Source organism: Pseudomonas sp. WS 5071 (assembly GCF_012985765.1).
GTDB lineage: Bacteria > Pseudomonadota > Gammaproteobacteria > Pseudomonadales > Pseudomonadaceae > Aquipseudomonas > Aquipseudomonas lundensis_A.
The window spans coordinates 166,513-193,216 of sequence record NZ_JAAQWY010000002.1 but is presented as its reverse complement, the minus strand read 5'-3'; the positions used below and the strand labels follow the sequence as shown (position 1 = coordinate 193,216).

Annotated in this window: 25 protein-coding genes; 16 read left to right on the top strand and 9 right to left on the bottom strand. The window is 59.3% G+C overall.

Annotated elements, in window-relative coordinates; genetic code table 11:
• Positions 1-55: 55 nt before the first annotated feature.
• The 4 genes from HBN61_RS02115 to HBN61_RS02100 all read right to left on the bottom strand — a co-directional run bounded on the left by HBN61_RS02115 (position 56) and on the right by HBN61_RS02100 (position 2,144).
• A complete protein-coding gene (locus tag HBN61_RS02115) occupies positions 56-391 on the bottom strand; it encodes a DUF2892 domain-containing protein (RefSeq protein WP_094992365.1) in 336 nt (111 codons plus the stop codon).
• A 78-nt stretch (positions 392-469) separates the two neighbouring features.
• Positions 470-937, bottom strand: coding sequence for an RNA methyltransferase (locus tag HBN61_RS02110; protein WP_047276062.1), 468 nt, complete (start codon positions 935-937; stop codon positions 470-472).
• A 93-nt stretch (positions 938-1,030) separates the two neighbouring features.
• A complete protein-coding gene (locus HBN61_RS02105) occupies positions 1,031-1,405 on the bottom strand; it encodes a YajD family HNH nuclease (protein WP_094992364.1) in 375 nt (124 codons plus the stop codon).
• A gap of 52 nt (positions 1,406-1,457) precedes the next feature.
• The gene (locus HBN61_RS02100) at positions 1,458-2,144 is read right to left on the bottom strand and encodes a spermidine synthase (RefSeq protein WP_170046066.1); all 687 of its coding nucleotides are present in this window, start codon (positions 2,142-2,144) and stop codon (positions 1,458-1,460) included.
• 82 nt (positions 2,145-2,226) lie between these two features.
• On the opposite strand from HBN61_RS02100, the gene HBN61_RS02095 reads away from it, so the two are divergent.
• Positions 2,227-2,523: a hypothetical protein gene (locus tag HBN61_RS02095; RefSeq protein ID WP_094992362.1), complete on the top strand. Its 297-nt coding sequence runs from the start codon at positions 2,227-2,229 to the stop codon at positions 2,521-2,523.
• 32 nt (positions 2,524-2,555) lie between these two features.
• On the opposite strand, the gene HBN61_RS02090 is transcribed toward HBN61_RS02095, so the two are convergent.
• On the bottom strand, positions 2,556-4,601 hold the full coding sequence (locus HBN61_RS02090; protein WP_170046065.1) for a S9 family peptidase: 2,046 nt from the start codon (positions 4,599-4,601) through the stop codon (positions 2,556-2,558).
• Between the two features lie 100 nt (positions 4,602-4,701).
• Here HBN61_RS02090 and HBN61_RS02085 point away from each other — a divergent pair, with 100 nt between their 5' ends.
• The 6 genes from HBN61_RS02085 to HBN61_RS02060 all read left to right on the top strand — a co-directional run bounded on the left by HBN61_RS02085 (position 4,702) and on the right by HBN61_RS02060 (position 9,119).
• Positions 4,702-5,196 carry an MFS transporter gene (locus tag HBN61_RS02085; RefSeq protein WP_169963591.1) on the top strand — a complete coding sequence of 165 codons (495 nt, stop codon included), beginning with the start codon at positions 4,702-4,704 and terminating at the stop codon, positions 5,194-5,196.
• Between the two features lie 36 nt (positions 5,197-5,232).
• Positions 5,233-6,009 (top strand): class II glutamine amidotransferase, encoded by a 777-nt coding sequence (locus tag HBN61_RS02080; RefSeq protein WP_094992360.1) that lies wholly within the window; start codon positions 5,233-5,235, stop codon positions 6,007-6,009.
• Between the two features lie 12 nt (positions 6,010-6,021).
• A complete protein-coding gene (locus HBN61_RS02075) occupies positions 6,022-6,555 on the top strand; it encodes a DUF2937 family protein (protein ID WP_170046064.1) in 534 nt (177 codons plus the stop codon).
• A 193-nt stretch (positions 6,556-6,748) separates the two neighbouring features.
• Positions 6,749-7,498, top strand: coding sequence for a 5-oxoprolinase subunit PxpA (locus HBN61_RS02070; protein ID WP_169963589.1), 750 nt, complete (start codon positions 6,749-6,751; stop codon positions 7,496-7,498).
• Positions 7,495-8,199, top strand: coding sequence for a 5-oxoprolinase subunit B family protein (locus HBN61_RS02065; RefSeq protein WP_170046063.1), 705 nt, complete (start codon positions 7,495-7,497; stop codon positions 8,197-8,199). Before HBN61_RS02070 ends, HBN61_RS02065 begins: the two co-directional genes overlap by 4 nt.
• Positions 8,196-9,119 (top strand): 5-oxoprolinase subunit C family protein, encoded by a 924-nt coding sequence (locus HBN61_RS02060; RefSeq protein ID WP_170046062.1) that lies wholly within the window; start codon positions 8,196-8,198, stop codon positions 9,117-9,119. Before HBN61_RS02065 ends, HBN61_RS02060 begins: the two co-directional genes overlap by 4 nt.
• A 30-nt stretch (positions 9,120-9,149) precedes the next feature.
• Here HBN61_RS02060 and HBN61_RS02055 read toward each other — a convergent pair whose 3' ends face one another.
• Positions 9,150-10,328, bottom strand: a complete 1,179-nt coding sequence (locus HBN61_RS02055) for a vWA domain-containing protein (RefSeq protein ID WP_094992355.1) — start codon at positions 10,326-10,328, stop codon at positions 9,150-9,152.
• Between the two features lie 19 nt (positions 10,329-10,347).
• The gene (locus HBN61_RS02050) at positions 10,348-11,193 is read right to left on the bottom strand and encodes an AAA family ATPase (RefSeq protein ID WP_094992354.1); all 846 of its coding nucleotides are present in this window, start codon (positions 11,191-11,193) and stop codon (positions 10,348-10,350) included.
• 211 nt (positions 11,194-11,404) lie between these two features.
• Between HBN61_RS02050 and cysK the strand changes: the two genes are divergently transcribed.
• The 3 genes from cysK to HBN61_RS02035 all read left to right on the top strand — a co-directional run bounded on the left by cysK (position 11,405) and on the right by HBN61_RS02035 (position 14,774).
• On the top strand, positions 11,405-12,379 hold the full coding sequence (gene cysK, locus HBN61_RS02045; protein ID WP_170046061.1) for a cysteine synthase A: 975 nt from the start codon (positions 11,405-11,407) through the stop codon (positions 12,377-12,379).
• 273 nt (positions 12,380-12,652) lie between these two features.
• Positions 12,653-13,591 carry an aspartyl/asparaginyl beta-hydroxylase domain-containing protein gene (locus tag HBN61_RS02040; RefSeq protein WP_169963581.1) on the top strand — a complete coding sequence of 313 codons (939 nt, stop codon included), beginning with the start codon at positions 12,653-12,655 and terminating at the stop codon, positions 13,589-13,591.
• Between the two features lie 319 nt (positions 13,592-13,910).
• Positions 13,911-14,774, top strand: a complete 864-nt coding sequence (locus tag HBN61_RS02035) for a DMT family transporter (RefSeq protein ID WP_170046060.1) — start codon at positions 13,911-13,913, stop codon at positions 14,772-14,774.
• A 61-nt stretch (positions 14,775-14,835) separates the two neighbouring features.
• Here the strand turns inward: HBN61_RS02035 and HBN61_RS02030 are convergent, their stop codons facing one another.
• A complete protein-coding gene (locus HBN61_RS02030) occupies positions 14,836-15,720 on the bottom strand; it encodes an EamA family transporter (protein WP_170046059.1) in 885 nt (294 codons plus the stop codon).
• A 135-nt stretch (positions 15,721-15,855) separates the two neighbouring features.
• Between HBN61_RS02030 and aceK the strand changes: the two genes are divergently transcribed.
• From aceK to HBN61_RS02005, 5 genes are all read left to right on the top strand, one after another.
• Positions 15,856-17,565, top strand: coding sequence for a bifunctional isocitrate dehydrogenase kinase/phosphatase (gene aceK / locus HBN61_RS02025; protein ID WP_170046058.1), 1,710 nt, complete (start codon positions 15,856-15,858; stop codon positions 17,563-17,565).
• Between the two features lie 165 nt (positions 17,566-17,730).
• Positions 17,731-21,642 carry an ATP-dependent RNA helicase HrpA gene (hrpA, locus tag HBN61_RS02020; RefSeq protein WP_094992348.1) on the top strand — a complete coding sequence of 1,304 codons (3,912 nt, stop codon included), beginning with the start codon at positions 17,731-17,733 and terminating at the stop codon, positions 21,640-21,642.
• A 204-nt stretch (positions 21,643-21,846) separates the two neighbouring features.
• On the top strand, positions 21,847-22,968 hold the full coding sequence (locus HBN61_RS02015) for a beta-ketoacyl-ACP synthase III (RefSeq protein ID WP_170046057.1): 1,122 nt from the start codon (positions 21,847-21,849) through the stop codon (positions 22,966-22,968).
• A gap of 56 nt (positions 22,969-23,024) precedes the next feature.
• Positions 23,025-23,627, top strand: a complete 603-nt coding sequence (locus HBN61_RS02010) for an RNA polymerase sigma factor (protein ID WP_094992346.1) — start codon at positions 23,025-23,027, stop codon at positions 23,625-23,627.
• Positions 23,621-23,863 carry an anti-sigma factor family protein gene (locus HBN61_RS02005; protein ID WP_169963577.1) on the top strand — a complete coding sequence of 81 codons (243 nt, stop codon included), beginning with the start codon at positions 23,621-23,623 and terminating at the stop codon, positions 23,861-23,863. Before HBN61_RS02010 ends, HBN61_RS02005 begins: the two co-directional genes overlap by 7 nt.
• 64 nt (positions 23,864-23,927) lie before the next feature.
• On the opposite strand, the gene HBN61_RS02000 is transcribed toward HBN61_RS02005, so the two are convergent.
• Entirely contained in the window at positions 23,928-25,220 is a 1,293-nt protein-coding gene (locus HBN61_RS02000) for a putative porin (RefSeq protein ID WP_169963575.1), read from the bottom strand.
• Positions 25,221-25,577: 357 nt separating this feature from the next.
• Here HBN61_RS02000 and HBN61_RS01995 point away from each other — a divergent pair, with 357 nt between their 5' ends.
• Entirely contained in the window at positions 25,578-26,702 is a 1,125-nt protein-coding gene (locus tag HBN61_RS01995) for a GNAT family N-acetyltransferase (protein ID WP_170046056.1), read from the top strand.
• Positions 26,703-26,704: the final 2 nt, after the last annotated feature.

The following is a 26,704-nucleotide window of genomic DNA, read 5'->3' as shown; positions in this document are numbered from 1 at the left end:
CCGCATGCAATGATGAAGGCGTGAGGCTGCGGCGCATCGCAGCCTCACACGTATGTCAGACGCTTTTCACGATTTTCCCTTCAACTTCGTCCTTCATGCGCAGCAATTCATCGCCTGCGCGTTCAATGTCAGAACGCACGCTGTGCAGTTGCTGGCGACTTTTTTCCAACAGGCGTTTGGTGGAGCTGTGGCCGGTTATGCCGCGCTTGAGTGCCATGGCACCGATGCCCACTTGGATCAGGCCGATAAACCCGCCGCGGCGAATGCCTTTGCCGAGCATGACCACGCCGCCCGCCAAAGAGCCCACGCGCTCCCAGCCCTCTACGTTTTGATACGGCACATCGTTATAGGCCGGGGATTCAATGCGCTCTACAGGATTTCTGTTGGTCATGCTCTGTCTCCAAGGGATGGTGGATACAGAGCTGACTGTCAGCGAAGGCGTGTCGTTCCCTTGAAGGGCATGTGGGGGTCAGAATTTAGGCCCTGATCGGGTGTTGTTACCCTTGGCCAAACGGTCGTAAAGCACCACGTTGACGGTGGCCGCGAGGTTCATGCAGCCGTTGGTCGGGATGTAAATCACATCCTCACACCAGTCCAGTATTTCTTTATCCAGTGAACCGTCTTCCGGCCCGAACACATACAGCGCACGATCCGGATGGGTGTACTCAGGCAAGGAGCGGGCGCCCTCTACCAGCTCCACCGCCACAGGAATGCAGCCCAGTGGCAGGATCTTTTTCAAGTCATCAATGCCAATCAGCGGAATGTCCTGATGCACTTTTTTCGTGTCGGTGACGAAGTCTCGGGCGCGTTCATAGCGCTTGCCGGTGTAGAACACTGACGCCACGTTATAGCAACCAGCCGCACGCATCACCGAGCCGACGTTTTCCGGTGATTTGGGGTTATACAAACCAATGCAGCTGTACCGTTTGTTCGCCACGTGCCCGAGCCCTTCAGAAAAAAGACGCGAGTATACGCCTGTTGAGGCTGATCCGGAGCCGCCCAGTCGGCTGCGGCTCCGGCAGGCGCGTGGCTATTCGTCCTTTTTCATCAACCCGGCCAGTGCGGCGAACGGGTTGTGGGTGGCCTTGGCCACTTTCGGGCTACTGGTCGAGCTGTCCGAAAAGTATTGCTGGTCGGTGTAGCGCGAGTGTTCGTTGTCATGGCAGTACAGGCACAACAACTCCCAGTTGGAGCCGTCCTGCGGGTTGTTGTCGTGGTTGTGGTCGCGGTGGTGCACCGTCAGCTCACTCAGGCGTTTGCCTGAGAACTCACGGGCGCAGCGGCCACACACGTGCGGGTACATTTTCAGGGCTTTGTCGCGGTAGCCCATTTCACGGTCACGCTGGGCATCGGCCAGGATGCGATCCAGCTTCGCGGTATGGGAGGGAGGGTTGGCCGAGCTCATGGGTTCACCTTTCAAGACGAATGACGGTCAGGTCGTTTAGTTTAGCTGTTGATCAGCCTTTGATTTTTTCAGCAATCCAGATGGTATGCCGCGTGCCTTTGTTGCCGTGGGCGAAGACTTGCACTTCCTCGGCCTTGAAACCGGCCTTGCGCAGTTTGTCGGAAAACTGCCTGTCTGCGCTGGCGGACCATACCGCCAGCACGCCTTTAGGGCGCAAGGCCTTGGCGCATGCGCTTAACCCGCCAGCCGAGTACAGCCAGCTGTTGGCTTTTTGAGTCAGGCCTTCGGGGCCGTTGTCGACATCCAGCATGATGGCGTCAAACCCGTTGGGTTCGGCTTGCAGCACATTGGCCACGTCTTCCTGGCGGATCACCGTGCGCGGGTCCTGCAACGGATTGCCGGCTTTTTCGCCCAGCGGGCCGCGATTCCACTCCACCACCCCCGGCACCAGTTCCGCCACCACCACTTCGGCTGTTTTGCCCAAGTGCTTGAGAGCGGACGCCAGGGTGAAACCCATGCCCAAACCACCGATCAGCACGCGCGATTGCGGACGTCCTGCGACCTTGCGGCAGGGGATTTCGGCCAGAGCGTCTTCCGAGCCGTGCATGCGCGTGTTCATCAATTGGCCGCCGTCGCCCCCCTGGATCTTGATCACGAAGTCCTCGCCATACTCAAACAGGCACAGGGCGCCGCCGTTATCGGGGATCGGAGTGGTGTCGAGCAGAACAAAACGTTTCATGGGTATCTCATAGAAGAGGACAAAAACCGCAGGTTACGAGTAGCCTGAGGGCAGACAAGCCGGTCTGGCAACGGAGTGACTGATGAAACGCACTATTCTAACGGCCATTGCAGGGGCGGCGCTCTCGATAAGTGCAGCGCAAGCGGGCGGGTTAAGCCCGGTTCCCGTTATGCCGGTAACCCCCGCACCCGGTTCGCCCGGCACTGCGACCCCCACGCCTTATCCGCAGATTACTCCGCGGCCAGTGCCCAAGCCCGTGGCAGGCAGCGGCAGTTTGATCCCGCTGCCACCCATCGACTTGCCCCAACCGCCACCCAAAGACCAGCCCTTACCGGGGCTCGACAGCAAAGACCTGAAAATCAAGCCGGCTGCTGATTGAGCCCGGCCGCGGCAACAGGTGCGGGCTGTTGGTTAAATGCCCAGCACCTTGAACACAAATGCGTATTCCAGCGCCACGTCGCGCAACGCCTGATAGCGTCCGCTCATACCGCCGTGGCCAGCGTCCAGTTCAGTCTTGAGCAGTAACAAATTGTCGTCTGTTTTGCTGGCGCGCAATTTTGCCACCCATTTGGCCGCCTCCCAATACTGCACGCGGCTGTCGTTGTACCCGGCAATGACCAGCATCGCGGGGTAAGCCTGTGCCCGAACGTTTTCATAAGGCGCGTAAGCCTTGATTCGCTCATAGACGTCGGGCTCCTGCGGATTTCCCCATTCGTCATACTCGGTAACGGTCAACGGCAAGTCAGGGTCGAGCATGGTGTTGAGCACGTCGACAAAAGGCACCTCGGCAATGGCCGCCTTGAACAGCTCGGGGCGTTGATTGAGGACAGCACCGATCAACAGGCCGCCTGCGCTGCCGCCACTGATGACCAGTTGCTCGGCCTTGGTCAGCCCTTGAGTTATCAAATGCTCCGCGCACGCGATGAAATCGCTGAAGGTGTTGTGCTTGTTCTCCTGCTTGCCTGCGCGATACCAGGCTTCACCCAGCTCGCCGCCGCCCCGTACGTGAGCGATCGCAAACGCCACGCCGCGATCGAGCAGGCTCAGGCGCGCATGGGAGAACCATGGGTCGAGGCTTTCGCCATAGGCGCCGTAACCGTACAGGTACAGCGGCGTCGGCTGGCCAAGGGCGCTGCGCTTGACCACCAGGCTGATCGGCACCTGGGTGCCATCAGGGGCGGTAGCCCACAGGCGCTGGCTGACGTAATCGTCGGGATTGAACGGACCCAGTACCGGGGTTTCCTTGAGCACGCATTGCTCGCCAGTACTCAGCGTCAGTTGACGCACGTGCGCGGGGCGGTTCAGCGCCTCATACCGCAGGCGGATATACGGGTTGTCAAATTCAAGACTGTCTTGCACATACAGGCTGTAAGCCGCATCGGGCAATTGCACGCGATAGGGCGTTCCACCGTGCGGGCGGATTTCGATGATCGGCAGCCCACCTTCGCGCAGGCTTAAACACAGGGCGTTGGCATTGAGGGTCAGGCCTTCGAGCATGACCTTGTCGTCGTGGGCGATCAGCAACTGCCAGGCCTCGCGGGTCGGCGTAGACCCTTGAGCGTGATACAGCGCAAAGTTGATGCCGTCCTGATTGGTGCGGATAAACCAGCTCCACTGACCTTGATACAGCCCGTGATCGACGCTGTAATCGTGGCCTTCCACACGTGGCGCGAGGCAACGGAACGGGCGTGTCGGGTGATCGGCATCCAGAACCCAGTTCTCACTGGTGGTTTTGCTGTTGAGCAGCAGGATGAGCTGGTGCTCTGAGCTGGAGCGGTAGCAATGCAGGAAAAAACGGCCATCCGGCTCGTGGAATACGTCGTGCGCGCCCGATTCTGTGAGGGTGTGGCGCAACAGTTTGTGCGGACGATGGGTGTCGTCCAGGGTTGCGAAAAACAGCGTCTGGCTGTCATTGGCCCAAGTCATGGTGCCATCGCAGTCCTCGAACGGCAGCTCGGTCACCGTGCCGCTGGCGAGTTCCTTGACGAACAGGCGGTAGGTTTCTTCGCCGCTGGTGTCGAGGCTGTAAGCCAGCCGCTGATGATCCGGGCTGATGCTGAACGCGCCCAGAGATAAAAAACCGCCCTCGGCCAGCGCATTTGGGTCCAGCAGCAATTGCTCCGCTGTTTCGTCTACCTGCTGGCTGTCGTCGGCCGGACGCGGGCAACGGAAATGACGGGGGTATTCTTCTCCTGCCTGGGTGCGGGTGTAGTACAGATAAGGGCCCCAAGGCGACGGCAATGAAAGATCGGTCTCGCGAATGCGGCCCTTGATCTCCTCAAACAATGCTTCACGTCGCCCGGCTTCGTCAGCCAACTGGGCTTCCTGATACTGGTTTTCCGCTTTCAGGTAATCCAAAACCTCTTTGCTGTCGCGGTTTTGTAACCACGCATACGGGTCTGAACCTTGAAGCGTGGGTGCGACTGGAGCGCCATTTGCGTAGGTAGATTCGGTCATTTAGTGCTCTCGGAAACCTGAATGAAAAGACGCCGTGCTGACGGCGGGGCAGCCGCACTGGCTAAAAGCCGTTATCATAGCGCCTCATTGCCTGCCGACCATGGATACCATGACCGAGAACGACTATCTGATCGCCTGGGGCCTTTATGCCTTAGCCGCTTTGGGCTGCCTGCTCGTAGGGTGCCGCCTGACCCGCTTCATGTGGCGCTGGTTGCGTGAACCGTTGCGGGTGCTGATGGCCGTGCTGCTGTTCAGTCCGACCATCATTGACCCTGTCAAAGAAAAGTTTGCACCTGCGATCGCCATCACCGCCCTCGATCTGGCGTTCAAGGTGGGCAACAACGCATGGCGGGCCGTGTCCGACTTGTTGATGTACACCATCATTGCGTTTTGCCTGTACGGGCTGTTTGTGCTGATTCGCTGGCCCATTGAGCGCGCGAGTAAAGCCCGGCGTGCGCAAGCGGCGGCGGCCGAGCAGGCCCGCCAACACGACCCTGAAGACGATCAGCCCTTCGGTACTGCTGGAGACGACCGCTACGGCCGTCCGGTAACGCCGCGGGTCAGCGGTACTACCCGGGTTGAACCCAGGTTGTAACTTTTTTCCGTCGAGCCTGAATGCGAGAGTGCGAGCGTGTGTGAATTACTGGGCATGAGCGCCAACGTGCCGACCGATATTGTGTTCAGCTTCACCGGCCTGATGCAACGCGGCGGGCGTACCGGCCCGCACCGCGACGGCTGGGGCATTGCATTCTACGAGGGGCGCGGGCTGCGTCTGTTTCAGGACCCGGCTGCCAGTTGCGACTCCGAAGTCGCACTGTTGGTCCAGCGCTACCCGATCAAAAGCGAAGTGGTCATTGGCCACATCCGCCAGGCCAATGTCGGCAAGGTCTGCCTGTCCAACACCCATCCGTTTGTGCGCGAACTGTGGGGGCGCAACTGGTGCTTCGCCCACAACGGTCAGTTGGCTGACTTCAATCCGGCCGTCAGTTTCTATCGGCCGATAGGCGACACCGACAGCGAGGCCGCCTTTTGCGACGTGCTTAATCGGGTACGCGAAGCGTTCCCGGAGCCGGTGGACGTCGAAACCATTCTCCCGGTGCTGGTGGCGGCGTGTGCGGAGTATCGCGGCAAAGGCGTTTTCAACTGCCTGCTCAGTGATGGCGACTGGTTGTTTTGCTATTGCTCGACCAAACTGGCGCACATCACCCGTCGAGCGCCCTTTGGCCCGGCGCGGCTTAAAGATGTCGACGTGATCGTGGATTTTCAGGCAGAAACCACCCCTAATGACGTGGTGACGGTCATCGCCACCGAACCGTTGACCGAAAACGAAACCTGGACGCGCTATGCGCCGGGCCAGTGGGGCTTGTGGCGACGCGGCGAATGCGTCAGCCAGGGCACAACCGAATAAGGATGGGCAAGCATGTTCCTGAGTTACCTGCGGTTGGTGTTGTTCACCCTGGGCTTGTTGATCGGCGTGCAAGTGCCGGGTTTTATCAATGACTACGCCAATCGTGTGGAAGCTCACCTGATTGAAGCGCAAACCGGTTTGGCCGGGTTTCAAAACACCGCCAACCAGTTTTTCAACGGCGACTTGCAAGCACTGGTGGCGCACTATCAGGACAGCGAAGACCCAGTGTTTCGCAGCGATGCGTCAAGCCTCAATACGTTGTTGACCCGTCAACGCCTGCTGGATAACCAGTTCCAGGCCATGCAAGGGCCGTGGTACATGCGCGCCCTGCAAGTGGCATATGCGGCAGATCCTGCGATTCGTCAGGAAACCTTCGACGCATACACCTATCAGGTGCTGCTGTCGCCCACCGCCATTGGCTGGGCCATGGCCGGGGCTCTGCTGTTTTCCTTCGTCATCGAAGGGGTGTTGCGGCTCATTGATTGGGTGGTGCTGGGCGGCAAGCGTCAGCGCGAACGCATTGCGCGCCGTGAGCGCAGTTACTGAGCCTCTAAACCCGTCGTGGCTGCCTGAGCCGGCCATCGCGCACCGGCGGTTCGGTAGCCGCTAAATAGCGGCCCCCCACGGCAATCAATTTTTTTTATCCCGGTGTCCGGCTTTTATTAGTTGGACGAACAGCGTACGCCTGTCGAAAAATGTCCTACTTCTAAATTATAAAAAACACCACAGGAGCATCATCGTGAGCCGCCTGTTATTGAACTGCGACATGGGTGAAAGTTTTGGCAGCTGGACCATGGGCCTGGATGCCGAGGTGATGCCCTTCATTGATTGCGCCAACATCGCGTGCGGCTTCCATGCCGGTGATCCGGGGATCATGCGCAACACCGTGGCGCTGGCGCTGGCGCACGGGGTGCAGATCGGCGCCCATCCGGCGTATCAGGATCTGGCAGGATTCGGCCGTCGCTCCATGGCTTATACCGCGCAGGCGTTGCAAGACCTGTTGCATTACCAGATCGGCGCCCTGGATGGCATCTGCCGTGCTCAGGGCACTCGCGTCAGCTACGTCAAGCCCCACGGTGCGCTCTACAACGACATGATGGCCAACCCCGAGCAGTTGCGCGCGGTGGTGCAGGCCGTTGCGGCCTACGACGCGAGCCTGCCGCTGATGCTGATGGCGACCCGTGATAACAGCGTCGCACACGCCATCGGCGATGAGTTTGGCGTCACCCTGTGGTTTGAAGCGTTTGCCGATCGCGCCTATGACGCGGCTGGGCACCTGGTCTCGCGTCAACTGCCGGGCGCGGTGCACCACGAGCCGCAGCGGATCGTTCAGCAAGCGTTGACCCTCGCCGCAGGCCAACCGCTGACAGCGATTGATGGCAGCCCCTTGCACCTGCACGCTCACACGTTGTGCGTGCATGGCGACAACGCCAGTTCAGTGGCCGCCGTGCAGCACATCCGTATGGCCCTCAACGGGCAATCGGCATGAAGCCGCGTATTGAGGTGGCAGCCATCGACTGCCTGATGTTGCGGCTGTTCGACGAGATTGCTGAACACAACATGCCGTGGATGCTGGCCGCCACAGAGCGGGTGCGCAGCGGCTTTGCAGGTTTTCTGATCGATCTGGTGCCGTCCTACACCACGTTGATGATTCACTACGACGGGCTGGCGCTGAGCCCGGCCCAGGCGCGTGAACTCATTCATCAAGCAATGACCGACCTGCAACCCGAAACCCGGGACCGTGGCCAATGCCATGTGTTGCCGGTGTGGTACGACCTGAGCGTCGGGCCCGAACTGACGTTGCTGGCGCAGCGCACGGGGTGGTCGCAGCGCGAAGTGATTCGCCGTCACAGCGAGCGTCCGTATCAGGTGTTCGCGCTGGGGTTCGCCCCCGGTTTTGCCTTCATGGGGCTGGTGGACGAGGTGCTGGCTGCGCCACGCCTCAACACGCCGCGTAAACGGGTGGCAGCGGGCAGTGTCGGGATTGCCGAACGCCAGACCGCGGCCTATCCGGCCCAGTCGCCCGGCGGCTGGAACCTCATCGGGCGCACGCCGGTCAGGCTGTTTGACCGGGAGCGAGAGGGGTACAGCCTGTTGCAACCCGGCGACCGCGTGCAGTTCGAGCCAATCAGTCATAGCGAATTCATCCGCCTGGGCGGCGACGACACCCCACAGGAGCCCTTGGCATGAGCCAATTGTTGATTCAGGCCAGCACCCCGTTATGCCAGTTGCAGGATGCAGGGCGTTTTGGGGTCCGGCATTTGGGCGTGACCCAAGGCGGTGCGGCCGATTGGCAGTCGATGACGTGGGCCAACTGGCTGTTGGGCAATGAGCTGGAGGCAGCGGTGATTGAAATCACCCTGGGCGGTTTTAGCGTAATGGCTCAGTGCGATTGCACGTTAGCGCTGGCGGGCGCGGACCTGGCCGCCACTGTGGATGGCCAGCCGCTCAAACCGTGGCGCAGTTTCAGCCTGCGCCAGGGGCAGACCCTGTGTTTCGCGCAGCCACTCGACGGTGCTCGGGCCTACCTGGCCGCGCCGGGAGGCTTTGACGCGCCGCGTGTGTTGGGCAGTTGCGCCACGGTCGCCCGGGAGCAGTTGGGTGGGCCGGATGGCAGGGGGAATGCGCTGGAGAAAGGCGCCGAACTGGGCTTCAGGGACGCCCGGCCGGCATTACGTGAAATGAATCACGCCTGGATTCCCGCGTTCACCGGCGTCCCGTTGCTGGACATGATCATTGGCGCACAGATCGGCGATTTCAGCGGGCAAAGCACGTTTGACGCCTTCAATTGCCCGTGGGTGCTCGACAGCCGCGCCGACCGCATGGGCATCCGTTTGCTGGGGCCGACGCTGGTGTATCAAGGGCCACCGATGATTTCCGAAGGGATTGCGTTGGGGGCGGTGCAAGTGCCGCCAGATGGCCAGCCCATCGTGTTACTCAATGACCGACAAACCATTGGTGGCTACCCGCGACTGGGGGCATTGACGCCGCTCTCATTGGCGCGGCTGGCACAATGTTTGCCGGGGCAACGTGTGTCGCTGCACCCGACCACGCAGGAAGCCGCGCAGCGCCAACAGGTGGAATGGATGCAGCGCGTCAAGCGCGTCTGAACTTCACCCCGGCGAGGAGGGTGCGTTGCTTCATTTCGCCAAAAAACGCATCCCTTCTTCTAGCCCCTCCAGCGTCAGCGGGTACATGCGGTCTTCAATCAAATCCCGCACGATGCGTGTTGAGGCGGTGTAGTTCCACGTGTCTTTGGGGTACGGGTTGATCCAGATGAGCTTTTTATATTTCTCCATAAAACGCTGCATCCACAGGTAACCCGGTTCTTCGTTCCAGTGCTCCACGCTCCCCCCGGCATGGGTGATTTCGTAAGGGCCCATGGCCGCGTCGCCAATAAAGATCACTTTGTAATCAGCGCCGTATTTGTGCAGCACGTCCTGGGTGGCAATGCGCTCAACCTGACGCCGCTGGTTGTTCTTCCACACCGATTCATAAATGAAGTTATGGAAGTAGTAGTACTCCAGGTGTTTGAACTCAGTCTTGCAGGCTGAGAACAGCTCTTCGCAGATCTGTACATGGGAGTCCATCGAGCCGCCAATGTCGAACAGCAACAGCAGCTTGATGGAGTTGCGCCGCTGCGCACGCATCTGGATATTCAGCAGGCCGGCGTCGCGGGCGGTGTGGTCGATGGTGCCGTCGATGTCCAGTTCATCTGCCGCGCCTTGGCGTGCGAATTTTCGCAAGCGGCGTAGCGCGACTTTGATGTTGCGCGTGCCCAACTCGACCTGATCGTCGAGGTTTTTATACTCGCGCTGTTCCCAGACTTTTGCCGCCTTGCCCTGACGCGCTCCGGCATCACCGACGCGAATGCCTTCGGGGTGGTAGCCGCCTGAACCGAACGGGCTGGTACCGCCGGTGCCGATCCACTTGTTACCCCCGGCGTGGCGTTCCTTTTGCTCTTCCAGGCGCTGCTTGAACGCTTCGATGAGCTTGTCCAGGCCCCCCAACGACTGGATCTGCGCACGCTCTTCATCGCTCAACGAGCGCTCGAACTCTTTGCGCAGCCATTCGTCCGGAATCAAGGCTTCAAGGTGTTCATTGAGGGTTTGCAGCCCGTTGAAATAAGCACCGAAGGCGCGATCAAACTTATCGTAGTGGCGCTCGTCCTTGACCAGAATGGTGCGCGCCAAAAAGTAAAATTCGTCCATGTCGGCGAAGGTCACCCGGTGTTTGAGCGCATTGATCAGGTCCAGCAGCTCACGCACCGAGACCGGCACCTTGGCTGCGCGCATTTCATTGAACAGATTCAGCAACATGCTTATCGCCTCGGGTCCATCAACGATTGCCGCGACGGCTCATGAACGCCAGGCGCTCAAGCAATTGCACGTCCTGCTCGTTTTTCACCAGCGCGCCCGCCAGCGGCGGGATGGCCTTGGTCGGATCACGCTCGCGCAATACCGCTTCGCCAATGTTGTCGGCCATTAGCAGCTTGAGCCAATCCACCAGCTCTGAAGTCGACGGTTTTTTCTTCAGGCCGGGCACTTTGCGCACATCGAAGAACACGTCGAGCGCCTCGCTGACCAGTTCTTTCTTGATGTCGGGGAAATGCACGTCGACGATTTTTTGCAGGGTGGTGCGGTCAGGGAAGCTGATGTAGTGGAAGAAGCAGCGGCGCAGGAAGGCGTCCGGCAGCTCTTTCTCGTTGTTGGAGGTAATGATGATGATCGGGCGCACCTTGGCTTTGATCGTTTCGTCGGTCTCGTAAACGTAGAACTCCATCTTGTCGAGTTCTTGCAGCAAGTCATTCGGGAACTCGATGTCGGCCTTGTCGATTTCGTCGATCAGCAAAATCACCCGTTCTTCGGCCTCAAAGGCTTCCCACAATTTCCCTTTTTTCAGGTAGTTGCGCACGTCGTGGACTTTGTCGACGCCCAGTTGGGAGTCGCGCAGGCGGCTTACCGCATCGTATTCATACAGGCCCTGATGGGCTTTGGTGGTGGACTTGATGTGCCAGGTGATGAGCTTGCAACCGAAGGACTCGGCCAGTTGCTCGGCCAGCATGGTCTTGCCGGTGCCGGGCTCGCCTTTGACCAGCAGCGGGCGTTCCAGGGTGATGGCCGCGTTGACCGCCAGCTTCAGGTCATCAGTGGCCACGTAGGCGCGGGTACCTTCAAACTTCATCTGCACATCCTCAAACCATGACCCCGGTCTGCACAGGGCAGGGCGGGTGACTAATAAAAAAGCATGTCCGACTATAACGCGGCACCCGCGTTGCGTGAACGCAAACGCCTCATTCAGTCTGTGAACGGGCCGTCACGGCATGACTGGACGCACGCGAACACGAAGCCTACCCTTGAAGCCTTTCCGAAAAGTGCATAAGGGACCCCCCGTCATGAGTCGCATTTTTGCAGATAACGCTCAATCCATCGGTAATACGCCGCTGGTACAGATCAACCGCATAGGGCCCCGTGGCGTCACTATTCTGGCCAAGATCGAAGGGCGCAACCCGGGGTATTCGGTTAAATGCCGGATAGGCGCCAACATGATCTGGGACGCCGAGAGTCGCGGTGTGCTCAAGCCAGGCATGACCATCATCGAGCCCACGTCGGGCAATACCGGTATCGGCTTGGCCTTTGTGGCCGCTGCACGCGGTTACAAACTGATGCTGACCATGCCTTCATCCATGAGCCTTGAGCGTCGCAAAGTGCTCAAGGCGCTGGGCGCCGAGCTGGTCCTCACTGAGCCGGCCAAAGGCATGAAAGGCGCCATCGACAGGGCTGCTGAAATCCAGGCCAGCGACCCATCGAAATACTTTATGCCCCAACAATTCGAAAACCCGGCCAACCCTGCAATCCACGAAAAAACCACTGGCCCTGAAATCTGGAACGACACCGACGGGCGTGTCGATGTACTGGTGTCAGGTGTGGGCACGGGCGGCACGATTACGGGTATTTCGCGGTATATCAAGCACACACTGGGTCAACCGCTGATGTCAGTTGCCGTTGAACCCATCACTTCGCCAGTCATCACCCAGGCGCTGGCCGGTCAGGCAATTCAGCCTGCGCCGCACAAAATCCAGGGCATCGGTGCCGGTTTTGTGCCGAAAAACCTTGACCTGTCGATCGTCGATCAGGTCGAACTGGTCAGTGACGATGAGTCCAAGGTGATGGCGCGGCGCCTGATGGATGAAGAAGGCATCCTGTGCGGCATCTCCTGCGGTGCGGCCATGGCGGTGGCCGTGCGTATGGCTGAAAAGCCGGAAATGCAGGGCAAAACCATTGTCGTGATCCTGCCGGACTCGGGCGAACGTTACCTGTCGAGCTTCTTGTTCAGCGACCTGTTCAGTGAGCAGGAACTCGAGCAGTAAGACGCACTGTAGTTGCTGTTGCAGGCTGCGAAGGGGGAGTGCAAAGCGTTCTTGTGCACGCATCGCACCTTTCGCACCCTGCGTCTGCAACGGGCTTTGCCTGACTCACATCAAGCGATTTCCCCTCGGCTTATGCTATTTAATGCGCTGTTACGTAATGCTTAACACTGAATGTTGGATCACGCGGGTTTTGTCCTGCGCCGGTAGTGTTTATCATGCCCGGCTGCCACATCGGGCTATCGGTGCCGCACAGTTTTTTCGAGGAGTTGTTGCATGACCTTATCCTTCGCCATCAAGGCAGGGCTGATACTGCTGTTTGTCGGCAGCATCCTTTACGTGCATTTGCGCGGTAAGGCGCGTTTGCCGGTGTTGCGTCAGTTCGTCAACCACTCCGCTTTTTTCGCGCCGTACAACGCCTTGATGTACCTGTTCTCCGGTGTGCCTTCCAAGCCTTATCTGGACCGCAGCAAATTCCCCGAGCTGGATATCCTCAAGGACAACTGGCAGGAAATCCGTGAAGAAGCCATGCACCTGTTCGACGAAGGCTATATCCGCGCCGCCGAGAAGAACAACGACGCAGGTTTCGGTTCTTTCTTCAAAAAAGGCTGGAAGCGCTTTTACCTCAAGTGGTACGACAAGCCATTGCCTTCCGCTGAGCTGCTGTGCCCGAAAACCGTGGCGCTGGTCAACAGCATTCCTAACGTCAAAGGCGCGATGTTTGCGCTGTTGCCGGGCGGCAGTCACCTCAACCCGCACCGTGACCCGTTTGCCGGCTCGCTGCGTTATCACCTCGGGCTGTCGACGCCCAACTCCGATGCGTGCCGCATCTTTGTGGACGGCGAGGAGTACGCATGGCGTGATGGCGAAGACGTGATGTTCGATGAGACGTACGTGCACTGGGTCAAAAACGAAACCGACATCACCCGCGTCATCCTGTTCTGTGACGTGGAGCGCCCGTTGACCAATCGCATCATGACCCACATCAACCGTTGGGTCAGCGCTCAGTTGGGCAAAGCCACCGCGCCGCAAAACCTGGATGACGAACGTGTAGGCGGCATTAACAAAGCCTACGCATGGAGCAAACGCTTCAGCGATCGCTTCAGTGGCGTGGTCAAGCAGTGGAAACGCCGTAACCCCAAGCTGTACCGCATCTTGCGCCCGGTGTTGGCGGTGCTGGTGCTGGTGCTGCTGTGGCGCTGGTTGTTCGGTTAACGTATTGCAAATTGTATCGGGCGCTGGTTGTAGTCGGCGCTCACTACCCTTCACAGCGATCAGCTCATGCCGGTTTCCCTTCCACGCCGCGTTGTCGATTCAGCAGTCACTGCTGACGCAGTGCCGTGTGCGAATCAGCAACCGGGGCAGATCAGTCACTATCCCCCTCCTGTCAGCAGCACTGTGGTGTACGTGGTCGTATCGCCACCGGGTGTTGTGACGGGCTGAGCCGAGTCGTCGGTTGCCCGTACCCGTCTGAAAACCACTGAACTTCAGCCTTGGCTGAGTTGGCTTTTTTGCCTGATGACAGGTGTTACTCATGTTTTCGATCTCAAAAGAATCCGCGCTGGCGGCTGCCTCCACCTGTGCGTTTGTGTTGCTGTGGAGCAGCGGCGCGATTTTTTCCAAATGGGGGTTGGCCCACGCGTCGCCCTTCGCTTTTTTGTTGATTCGCTTTGCCATCGCGTTACTGGCGCTGGTGCTATTGATCCCGTTGCTCAAGCTCCAGCGTCCGCGAGGTGCCCGAGCGGTGTGGTATGCGTTGGTCACGGGCGCCGTCTTGCTGGGCGCCTACCAGATTTTTTATATGCTGGCGCTGGCTCTGCACATCACGCCGGGTGTGATGGCCACGGTCATGGGCGTCCAGCCGATTCTGACCGCCGTGATCCTGGAGCGGCGCCAGTCCTGGAGTCGACTGCTGGGGTTGTTTCTGGGGTTGGCCGGGCTGATTCTGGTGGTCTATCAAAGCATCGGTCTGGCCGGGATGTCGTGGCAGGGCATGCTATTGGCGGTACTGGCGTTGATGAGCATGACCCTTGGCACCCTGATGCAGAAGCGCATCACTGATAACCCGCTGGGCACCTTGCCGGTGCAGTACTTCGCCGGGTTAGTGGTATGTGCACTGTTTGTACCGTTTCAACCCTTCAGCATTCAGTACAGCGCGGGCTTTGTGATACCGGTGCTGTGGATGGGACTGGTGGTCTCGGTGCTGGCCACCTTGCTGCTGTACCGGATGATTGCGCGGGGCAACCTGGTCAATGTCACCAGCCTGTTTTACCTGGTGCCTGCCGTCACGGCGGTCCTGGACTACCTGATTTTCGGCAATACCCTCGCAGCCTTGAGCCTGTTGGGCATGGCCATGATCATCGTTGGCCTGATGTTTGTGTTTCGTAAAACCGCGTAATCGCTGACCCAGGCTGCGAAGGGAGCCTTCGGCTTGCTTCGCAGCGTGCTTCATTCCTTTGTCAGGGCCGGGCGGGTCTGAGCACCAACCACAGCGCCACGGCGATCAGCAGCCCGCCATACACATGCGCCATCGACAACGGTTCGTCCAGAAACAGCGCGCCCCACAGCACGCCGAACGGCGGGATCATAAAGGTCACGGTCATGGACTTGACCGGGCCGATGCTGGTGAGTAGCCGGAAGTACAAAATGTACGCAAACGCTGTGCACAACAGGCCCAACCCCAACAGAGACAACCACACGCTCATCCCGCCCCAACTGGCGGGTGGCTGATGGATCAGGCTGACCGCAAACAGCGGCAGCAGGAACAGCGTGGCCCCGAGCATGCTGCCCAGCGCTGAAAGTCGCGGGTCCAGGCCGCCTTGTTGATCCAGCCAGCGGCGCGCCAAAAAGCCGGCGAAACCGTAGCAGGTCGTAGCCAGCAAGCAGGCGAGGGCGCCCATCAGCAAATCCATGTCAAACGCGACAGGCCCCGCCCGGGTCAGAATACCCACCCCCAGCAGGCCCAAAAACACCCCCGCCATTTTGGTCAGCGTGAGTTTTTCGCTGAAAAACAGACCGCCAATCAACACCCCCATCAGCGGCGTGGTGGCGTTGAAAATGGCTGAGTACCCGGCAGGTAGCACTTGGGCTGCCACGGAATACAACGTGGCCGGTATGCCGGAGTTGATGACCCCGAGAATCAGCACCACGTTGAACTTACCGCCGAAATTCCAACTAACGCGCATCAGCGCCAGAATGACCAACAAGCCGGTGGCCGCGATGGACACACGAAAAAAAGCGGTCGGTAGGGAGCCGAGAACCGGTGCGATTATCCGCATAAACAAAAAGCTGGCGCCCCAAATGCCTGCTAGCGACAGCATGCGCACGATATCGACGAGTTTCACGGTTGTTTCCTTACGCGTTTGGTGGCGGGCAGTGTAGGGGATGCAGCGCACAAGGCAATGGTTGCGTCTGGTAACAATTGGCCTCTAAGCTCAGGCGAACACCCCCATCAACGACGTTCGTGCAGAGGTTCACCCATGCCCCGTACCTGGCCGGCCGACGCCATCGCGACACTGATTCTCGATGGCTTCGATGATTACCGTGAGCACTTTCGGCACATCACAGACGGTGCCCGTGCCCGTTTTGAAGGTGCGCTGTGGCAGGACGCGCAGGAGGCTTCAGCGGCACGGATCAACCTCTACGAGCAAAAAGTCAGTCAGGTCAGCCAGCGCTTGCAATCGGCGTTCGGTGAACAGGGGTTGCTGGACGCCAGCCAGTGGCCGTTGGTCAAGCGCGCTTACATCCGGCTGATTGACCCGCGGCTGGACGATGAGTTGGCCGAGACTTGGTACAACTCAACGTTTTGCAGCCTGTTCAGCCACGACCTGATCAGCGACGAGTGCATGTTTATTCACACCACGCGCCCGGCCTTGCGTCAGCCGCGGGCCGCACAAACCCGGACATATCGCCCTGCAGGGCAGTTAAGCCTCACACTCACGCAGATCTTCAGTGACTTTGCGTTCAGCGAGCCGTACGCCGATTTACCAGGGGATGTGCGAAGGCTGGAAGTACACCTGCGTGAAAATCTGCCCGACTGGGTGTGCAAAGACCCGGACATGCACATCGAACTGTTTGGCTCGGTGTTGTATCGCAACAAAGGGGCCTACTTGGTGGGGCGTCTGTACACCCGCGACGAACAGTGGCCGCTGGTGATCCCGCTGCTGCACCGCGAAGGACGGGGCATTCAGATTGACGCCTTGATCACCGATGAAGCCGAGGTGTCGATCATCTTCTCCTTCACCCGTTCGTACTTCATGGTCGACGTGCCAGTGCCAGCGCAGTTTGTCGGCTTTCTCAAACGCATCCTGCCGGGCAAGCACATTGCCGAACTCTACACCTCCATCGGTTTTTACAAGCACGGGAAGTCCGAGTTCTACCGCGCCCTGATCAACCACCTGGCCACCACGGATGACCGCTTCATCATGGCCCCCGGCGTGCGCGGCATGGTCATGACCGTGTTTACCCTGCCGGGCTTCAACACCGTGTTCAAACTGATCAAGGACAAGTTTTCACCCTCGAAAAACGTCAACCGGGCCACGGTCATCGAGAAATACCGGCTGGTCAAAAGCGTGGATCGGGTCGGGCGCATGGCCGACACCCAGGAGTTCGCGGATTTCCGTTTTCCGCTCAGCAAGTTCGAACCCGAATGCCTGGCCGAACTGTTGGACGTGGCTCCCTCCACGGTTGAAGTTGAAGGCGACACGGTACTGATTCGCCACTGCTGGACGGAGCGGCGCATGACCCCGCTCAACCTGTACCTGGAACACGCCAACCCCGCGCAAATCCGTGAAGCCCTCGACGACTATGGGCTGGCGATCAAACAACTGGCGGCGGCCAACATCTTCCCGGGCGACATGCTGTTGAAAAACTTCGGTGTCACCCGCCACGGCCGAGTGGTGTTCTACGACTACGACGAAATCTGCTTTCTGACCGAAGCCAACTTCCGCCACATCCCCCAACCGCGCACCCCTGAAGACGAAATGGCCAGCGAGCCGTGGTATTCCATAGGCCCGCTGGACGTGTTCCCCGAAGAGTTTCCGCCGTTCCTGTTTGCCGATGCCCGCCAGCGCCGTTTGTTCGACGAGCTGCACGGCGAGATCTACGACGCCGATTACTGGAAAGGCCTCCAAGCCTCCATCGCGTCTGGCAAGGTGATGGACGTGTTTCCTTATCGGCGTCGGGGGTGAGGGTATCGGACGACCTTGCACCTCTCAGAGAATTTGACAGGGTTGGCGTTTTTTGACGCCTCGTTGCTACCTTCAAATTAGCCCCGTTTTGCTACAGATTCGTGCTTGGCACCCTAAATCTGCGACAATCCGCCCCCTGCATTTACCAAGACTTTTACGCACCTGATGACTGACGAATCGCCTGCTATCGACAAGCTGTTGAAAAACCTCGATCACGCCATGATTGCCGACCGCCACAAGCTGCGTCGGCAGTTGCACGAGCTGCGCAAAAAACCGGACGACGCCAAGCTGGCAGCCTGGGTAGCGCGGGTCGAGGCGTCGTGCGCGCAGGTGACAGCGCGGGCGGCCAGTGTGCCGTTGATTCGCTATGACGAACATTTGCCGATCGCCGCCAAGCGCGATGAGATCAAGGCCGCGCTGCTCAAGCATCAAGTGCTGATTCTGGCCGGTGAAACCGGTTCAGGCAAAACCACCCAGTTGCCGAAAATCTGTCTGGAAATCGGGCGCGGTCAGCACGGTTTGATTGGCCATACGCAGCCCCGGCGCATCGCGGCCCGAAGCGTGGCCAGTCGCGTGGCCGAAGAGCTGGGTACGCCGTTGGGCGCGCTGGTCGGCTATCAGGTGCGGTTTGAGGATCAAAGCGATTCCAACACGCTGATCAAATTGATGACCGACGGGATTCTGCTGGCCGAAACCCAGCACGACCGCTTTCTGGAACGCTACGACACGATCATCGTCGACGAAGCCCACGAACGCAGCCTGAACATCGATTTTTTGCTCGGTTACCTGAAAATCCTGCTGCCCCGGCGTCCGGACCTCAAGGTCATCATTACGTCGGCCACCATCGATCTGGAGCGTTTTTCCAAGCACTTCAACGATGCGCCCATCGTGGAAGTGTCTGGCCGCACGTTCCCGGTCGAGACCTGGTATCGCCCGTTGACCTCGGAGCAGGACGAGGAGGGCAACAGCGTCGAAGAGGACTTGAGCGTCGATCAGGCGATCATTGCGACGCTGGACGAAATTGCTGCCCATGAACGCCATGAGCGCAAAAGCCCCGGCGACGTGCTGGTGTTTTTGCCCGGCGAGCGTGAAATCCGCGATGCTGCCGACATGCTGCGCAAAGCCCAGCTCAAGCACACCGAAATCCTGCCGTTGTATGCCCGACTGTCTCCGGCGGAGCAGCAGCGGATCTTCCAATCACACCCTGGGCGCCGCGTGGTGCTGGCGACCAACGTGGCGGAAACGTCCCTCACGGTGCCGGGCATTCGCTACGTGATCGACAGCGGCACCGCGCGCATCAGTCGCTACAGCTACCGGGCTAAAGTCCAGCGTTTGCCGATCGAAGCCATTTCCCAGGCCAGCGCCAATCAGCGCAAAGGCCGATGCGGGCGGGTTGAGCCGGGGATTTGTGTGCGTTTATACGCCGAAGAAGACTTCAACGGGCGCCCGGAATTTACCGATCCCGAGATTCTTCGCACCAACCTCGCTGCGGTAATCCTGCAAATGCTGCACTTGCGTCTGGGGGAAATAACCGCGTTCCCGTTCATCGAACCGCCAGACGGCAAAGCCATCACGGACGGCTTCAACCTGTTGCAGGAGCTGTCCGCCGTCAACCGCGAGAACCAGCTGACCCCACTGGGGCGCCAACTGGCGCGCCTGCCGGTCGACCCGCGCATGGGGCGCATGCTGCTTGAAGCGGCGAAGCTCGGCAGCTTGCAGGAAGTGTTGATCGTGGCCAGTGCGATGTCGGTGCAAGACCCGCGCGAACGTCCACCGGAGCGTCAGCAGGCGGCCGATCAGGCCCACGCGCAATGGAAGGATGTGGATTCGGACTTTGCGGCGCTGATCAATGTGTGGCGTGGTTTTGAAGAGCAGCGCCAAGCGCTGACCGCCAGCCCTCTGCGCAACTGGTGCCGCAAGAACTTCCTGAACTACCTACGTTTGCGCGAGTGGCGCGACTCTCACCGCCAACTGAGCCTGATCTGCCGTGACCTGCAACTGTCGGTCAATAAAGAACCGGCGGATTATCCGAAACTGCACAAAGCCGTGTTGTCGGGTTTGCTCAGCCAGATCGGACAGAAGTCGGAAGACGGCGATTATCTGGGCGCGCGTCAGCGTCGATTCTGGATTCACCCGTCTTCGGGGTTGGGCAAAAAACGCCCGCAATGGTTGATGACCGCCGAACTGGTGGAAACCACCAAGCTGTATGCGCGCATGGTGGCCAAGATCGAACCGGACTGGATCGAGCCATTGGCCGGGCATCTGGTCAAAAAGAATTACGTTGAGCCGCACTGGGAGAAAAAACGCGGCCAAGTGGTGGCATTTGAGCAAATCACGCTGTTCGGTTTGATCGTGGTGGGCCGTCGCCCTGTGCATTACGGGCCGATTGACCCGGTGTTGTCCCGCGAGCTGTTTATCCGCGAAGGCCTTGTACGCGGTGAGATCCAGTCGCGGGCCAAGTGCCTGGCGGCCAATGCCCGGTTGCTGGAACAGCTCGACGAACTTGAGGCCAAAGCCCGCCGTCGTGACATTCTGGCGGACGAAGAGACGCTGTTTGCGTTCTACGACGCGCGCTTGCCCGCCGAGATCCATCAGACCGCGACCTTCGACAGCTGGTACCGGGTCAACAGCCAGAAAGACCCGCAGCTGTTGATCATGCGAGAAGAAGACGTGCTGGCCCGCGAGGCCACTGAAATTACCGCCCAGCATTACCCGGACACGTTGCGGCTGGGGGAGTTGACGCTGGAACTCAGTTATCACTTTGAGCCCAATCACCCCCGTGACGGCGTGACAGTCAAAGTGCCAGCGCCGCTGCTGTCTGTTCTGCCGCCCGAGCGCCTGGAATGGCTGGTGCCGGGGATGATCGAGGCCAAGTGCATTGCGTTGGTGCGCAGTCTGCCCAAGGCTTTGCGCAAAAACTTCGTGCCGGTGCCGGACTTCGTCAAGGCTGCCTTGCAGCGTATGGAGTTTGGTCAGGGCTCGTTGCCACAAGCGCTAGGACGTGAACTGCTGCGCATGACGGGCGCGCGGGTCAGTGATGAGGCGTGGGCCGAGGCCGCGCAGCAGGTCGAAAGCCATCTGCGGATGAACCTGGAGATCGTCGACGCCAATGGCAAGTTCCTTGGCGAGGGCCGCGATCTGGCCGAACTGACCGCGCGATTTGCTGAAGCCAGCCAGGCCGCCCTTGCGGTGCCGCAGAGCGCCAAAAGCCAGCAGCCCGTGGAAGCCAAAGTCTTTGCCCCGGTGGCGGAGAAAACCCAGCAAAAGATTGCCGGTCTTTCAATGACGGTGTACCCGGCGCTGGTAGAAGAGGGCAATACGGTCAAGGAAGGTCGATTCTCGACCCCGGCCGAGGCGGAATACCAGCATCGACGCGCCTTGCAACGCTTGTTGATGCAGCAGTTGTCGGAGCCTGCGAAGTTCCTGCGGGGCAAGTTGCCGGGGCTGACCGAGCTGGGCTTGCTGTACCGTGAGTTGGGACGGGTCGACAGTCTGGTGGAAGACATTCTGCTGGCCAGCCTCGACAGCTGCATTCTTGAGGGCGAGGCCGTGCTGCCTCGTGATGGCGCCGGGCTGGCTTCGCTGGCCGAGCGCAAGCGCGCAGGCTGGACGGAGCATGCGGAGAAACTGGCGAAGCTGACGTTGGAGATCCTCACACTGTGGCACGGCCTGCAAAAGCGTTTCAAAGGCAAGATCGACCTGGCCCAAGCCGTGGCGTTGAATGACATCAAGCAGCAACTGAGCCATTTGGTGTACCCGGGATTTGTTCGGGAAACCCCGCCGATGTGGCTCAAGGAACTGCCGCGTTACCTCAAGGCCATTGAGTTGCGCCTGGAAAAACTGCCGGGTCAGGTGCAAAAAGACCGGGTGTGGAGTGGCGAACTCGGCGGGCTGTGGGCGCAGTATCAGGCCCGAGCAACCAAGCATGCGCAGGAAGGCAAGCGCGACCCGCAACTGGAGTTGTACCGCTGGTGGCTGGAAGAATACCGGGTGTCGCTGTTCGGTCAGCAGCTGGGCACCAAGGTGCCGATTTCTGACAAACGCCTGAGCAAGCAGTGGAGTCAGGTAGAGGCTTAACCATCACCCTGGCCCCTTTACAGGGTCAGGGGCATCATTGCGGCTATAACGCAAATGTTGCCGTTTATGGCAAACTTCGCGGCTATAACATCCAGACACGAACAGGACCCAAGGCACTTCACTTCCCTTGTCCGGGGTGAGTCCTTTTATGATTTGGTACGAAAGTACCAATATTTTCTGCTTGAACAGAACAGAGGAACGACCGTGCATAACGTCGTCATCAGCGGCACCGGCCTGTATACCCCGGCCAACAGCATCTCCAACGAAGAGCTGGTGCAGTCTTTCAATACCTATGTGCAACAGTTCAACGCCGAACACGCGGCTGCCATCGAGGCCGGTGAGATCCAGCCTCTGGCTGAATCCAGCGCGGCCTTTATCGAAAAAGCGTCCGGCATCAAAAGCCGCTTTGTGATGGACAAGGACGGCATCCTTGACCCGCAGCGCATGCGCCCGCGCTTGCCGGAGCGCTCCAATGACGAAATGTCGGTGCTCTGCGAAATGGCGGTTGGCGCGGCGAAACAGGCGTTGGAGCGCGCAGGCAAAACCGCTGCCGATATCGACGGTGTGATCGTGGCGTGTTCCAACTTGCAACGCCCGTACCCGGCCATTGCTATTGAAGTGCAACACGCGCTGGGCATTCAGGGGTTTGGTTTTGACATGAACGTCGCCTGCTCGTCCGCGACTTTCGGTATCCAGACCGCCAGCAACAGTGTGCAGTTGGGCCAGGCCCGCGCGGTGCTCTTGATCAGTCCGGAAGTGTGCACCGGCCACCTGAACTTCCGTGACCGCGACAGCCACTTCATCTTTGGTGATGCCGCCACGGCGGTGGTCATCGAACGTGCCGACCTGGCAACCTCTGCGCATCAATTCGACATCGTTAGCAGCAAGTTGCTGACGACCTTTTCGAACAACATCCGCAATAATTTCGGTTTCCTCAATCGCGCCTCGGACGAACCTGCTGACAGCCCGGACAAACTGTTCGTGCAGGAAGGGCGCAAAGTGTTCCGTGACGTGTGCCCGATGGTGGCCGAACTGATCGGGCAGCACCTGGAAGAAAACCAGCTGGACGTGGCGCACGTGAAGCGTTTCTGGCTGCACCAGGCCAACCTGAGCATGAACCACCTGATCGTCAAGCGTTTGCTGGGGCGTGAAGCCTCCGTTGAAGAAGCACCTGTGATTCTTGATACCTACGCCAACACCAGTTCGGCGGGGTCGGTGATTGCCTTCCACAAATACCAGGACGACTTGCCCGGCGGCGCGCTGGTCATTCTCAGTTCGTTCGGTGCGGGCTACTCCATCGGCAGCGTGATCTTGCGCAAGCGTTAATCCCGTCGCAGGGGCGTTGCCCGCGTGTGGCAGCGGCCCTGCCATTGTGAGGCCTGATGGCTGACTCTGAACTGCTTTCCCGCCTGTTGGCCGGTGAAGAACGCGCGTTTCGCGAACTGGTCAGCACCTATCAAGGCGCCATGCGTGCCGTGGCGTTTGCGATTGTCGGCACCCGTCACGCCGATGAAGCCGTGCAGGACGCCTGGCTGTCGGTCGTGCGCAACCTGGATGGATTCGAAGGCCGTTCCAGCCTGAAAACCTGGTTGCTGACGATCACGGCCAACGCTGCCAAAAACCGTTACAAGCAGAACCGGCGCGAAGTGCTACTTGATGACCTGCCGTCGCCCCACGGCAGTGTTGACGATGACCGTTTCTCCAGTGATGGCCATTGGCTGTTGGCGCCGTTTGCCTGGCATCAGGACACCCCGGAAGCCTTGCTGACTGAGGACGAACTGCGCGAGTGCCTGGAGCACACGCTGCTCAGCCTGCCGCAGTTGCAAAACAGTGTGCTGGTGTTGCGTGAGCGCGAGGGGTTGGCGCTGGAAGAGATTTGTAATCTGCTGCAGATAACGCTCTCTAATGCCCGGGTGCTGATACATCGGGCCCGGCTTAAAGTCTTTGCGACGGTGGAGCATTTCGAGGAAACCGGTGAATGTTGACCTGCAAGCAGCAAGTAGCGCGTTCAAGTGACTATCTGGATGGCCAGTTGACCTTTCGTGAGCGGTTGCTGGTGCGTCATCATTTACTGTTTTGCCCCAACTGCCGTCGGTTCATCAAGCAAATGCGGTTGCTCAATGCCACCCTCAAACGCTTGCCGCAGGCACCGCCAGCGGATTTGGAGGCGACGATTGAGCGAATGCTGCGTGAGCGGTCGGGTCACAAACAAAGGGATTAAAGACAAGGCGCCGTCGACGGATGAGAGGGGATCGACGGCGCCGTTTCTTTAATTCCAGTGTTGTTTAGAACTTGGCTTCTACATCCAGTTGTAGGGTGTTGGTGTTCGCGTCTTTCTGCGTTGTGGTGGCGTAGTCGGCCTTGGTCAGGTAGTACGTCACGCCGACACCGAAGTTCTTGTCGATTTCGTAACCCAGTTTGACCTTGTGCCCACGCGAGCCCGTGGTGCCGTTGGCAAAGTCGGAGTCAGTGAAGGCACCGACCACGGCGTTACGTTGAACGTCGCGGTAGTTGTAGTCCAGGCTGAAGGCATCCAGCTTGCTTTTGAAACCCACCAGCCAAGCGTCGTCCTGATCGCTGTCGGTGGCGGCGTTGTGCACGTACTGACCGTACAGCGACAGAGGCAGTGGCAGGTTGGCGATGTCGACCTGACCAAAACCTTCATACAGGCGGAATTCGCTGGTGCTGTTGCCATTGACGGCCAGTGCGCACGGCGTGGTTTTGGTGCCAGTGGTCGGGCACTTGCTGTCATCGTCGTTTTTGTAGCCATACACGCTGCCGCCCAAGGTTACTTTGAGGCTGTCGTTGGGTGCGAAACGTGTACCCAACTGGCCGGCATACATGCTCAGGTCGTGACGAAACTGCACACCTTCGCCGTCGACGTTGTCCTTGAGGGTGTAGTAACCCGCACTGCCGAACATTTCGACACCGCTGTTACCCAGGTCGTGTTTGTACGTCGCGGCGACGCCTTCGGGGTTGATATCGCTGTCCCAGATCACATCACCGATGCTGACCCAGGGTTGTGGCATTTTGCCGCCGATCAAGTGCAAGTCTTTGACGGCGGTCGGGTGATAGTCGATGTAAGCCTGATCCAGCCACAGCTGTTTCTTGTCGAAATAGTTGTCCAGGTCCTGGTTAGTCGAACGCGCATCGTCTCCGCCGCCGGTGGCGATACGAATGCCGGTGTTCACTTGCGGGTTGATCTGCGTGTATGCCCCCAGGCGTGCACGGATACGCTGGCGGTCCTTGTTCTTGCCGTCGGACTCGCCGTCGATTTTGATGTTTTCATGGCGCACCCGCACGTCACCCTTGAACTCGGTCTTGGCGGCCCAGGCCACTTTTTGTTCAAACGCACTGAGGTCGGATTTTTTCACCTGATTGGCGGCAGCTTCCTGCTGAGCCTGTTTTTCACTGGCGAGTTCGGTTTGCAACTCGGCGTATTGCCCTGGGGAGATGGACCCGTTTGCCTTGAGCATTTCCAGCAGTTTGGCATCGACTCCGGCGCTGGCCGGAATACTCATGGCTAACGCCAGGCCGCCACATAGTCCCGCCGCAACCCGTGTAGATACAAGACGCATATGAATCTCCCAGTGGTGGAATGGCGATGACCATCCCCGGAAAAACGGCCCTTGGTGGGCTCAAAATGGGTGCGGGGCGAGTGTGTTATTGGCGTGTTGGCAGCCGTCCACTCATAACCCCGCGCTCTAAGAAGCGGCGCCAGTATCGCGGCTGGATATGACAGAAAAGTGGCAAAATGATAGCAAGTCCGTGACACCGTTCCAGCCCTCGGTTCGCAGGCGTTGTCGGATGATGAGGTGTCGCCCAGACCCTGTTTATTGCGGTAGTCGCTATCAGGCACAAGGTGTTCAAGGGCGTTTTCAAACACTGGCGGGGTGATACCATCGCCGCTCTGAAGCGCGTGCCGGAGCCCCTCAATGCCGTTACATCGTCTGGACAGTCTGTCGGCTATCAGCGCCCCTGAATGGGATGCCTTGGTCCCGACCTCCCAACCTTTTTTGCGTCATGCTTTTCTCAGCGCGCTTGAAGACAGTGGCAGCTTGAACCCGCACTCAGGCTGGCAGCCCGAGCATTTGTTGCATTACGCGGACGGCACCTTGCAGGCCGCGTTGCCCAGTTATCGCAAATGGCATTCCTATGGCGAGTATGTGTTTGATCACGAGTGGGCCAACGCCTGCGATCGTGCGGGTATTGAGTATTACCCCAAGCTGTTGACTGCCGTGCCTTTCAGTCCTGTGAGCGGGCCGCGCCTATTGGCCGCCAGTGCCGAGCAAGGGCGTGAGTTGTTGGCGGCGTTGCCCGGCTATCTGGAGGTCGAAGGGCTGTCCGGCGCGCACATCAATTTCACTGACCCGTTGGCAGACAGCGCGCTGGCGCAACAGCCCGGCTGGCTGCAACGTCTGGGCTGCCAGTTTCATTGGCAAAACCGTGATTACCGGGATTTTCAAGACTTTCTCGATGCGCTCAGTTCGCGCAAACGCAAACAAATGCGCAAGGAACGCGAGCAGGTCGCGGGGCAAGGAGTTGCATTTGAGTGGCTAGAAGGTCGACAGGTGAGCGAGGCGCAGTGGGATTTCGTCTACGCCTGTTACGCGCACACCTACGCCGTGCGTCGACAAACCCCGTATTTAACCCGCGAGTTCTTCAGCCTGTTGGCCGAACGCATGCCTGAAGCCATCCGCGTGGTAGTGGCCAAACAGGGCACTACACCGGTTGCCATGGCGTTCAGTCTGGTAGGGGGCGACAGTCTGTACGGCCGTTACTGGGGCTGCCTGGCCGAATTCGATCGTCTGCACTTTGAAACCTGTTTTTACCAGGGCATGGAGTACGCCATCGCCCACGGTATTCAGCGTTTCGATGCCGGCGCTCAAGGTGAGCACAAGCTGATCCGCGGCTTTGAACCGGTGATTACGCACTCATGGCACTACCTGCGGCATCCGGGGCTCAAAGCCGCTGTCAGCGATTTTCTGGAGCGCGAACGCGTGGGCGTAATGGCTTACGCCGATGAGGCGAGGTCGGCGCTGCCCTACCGGCAGGCCTGAGC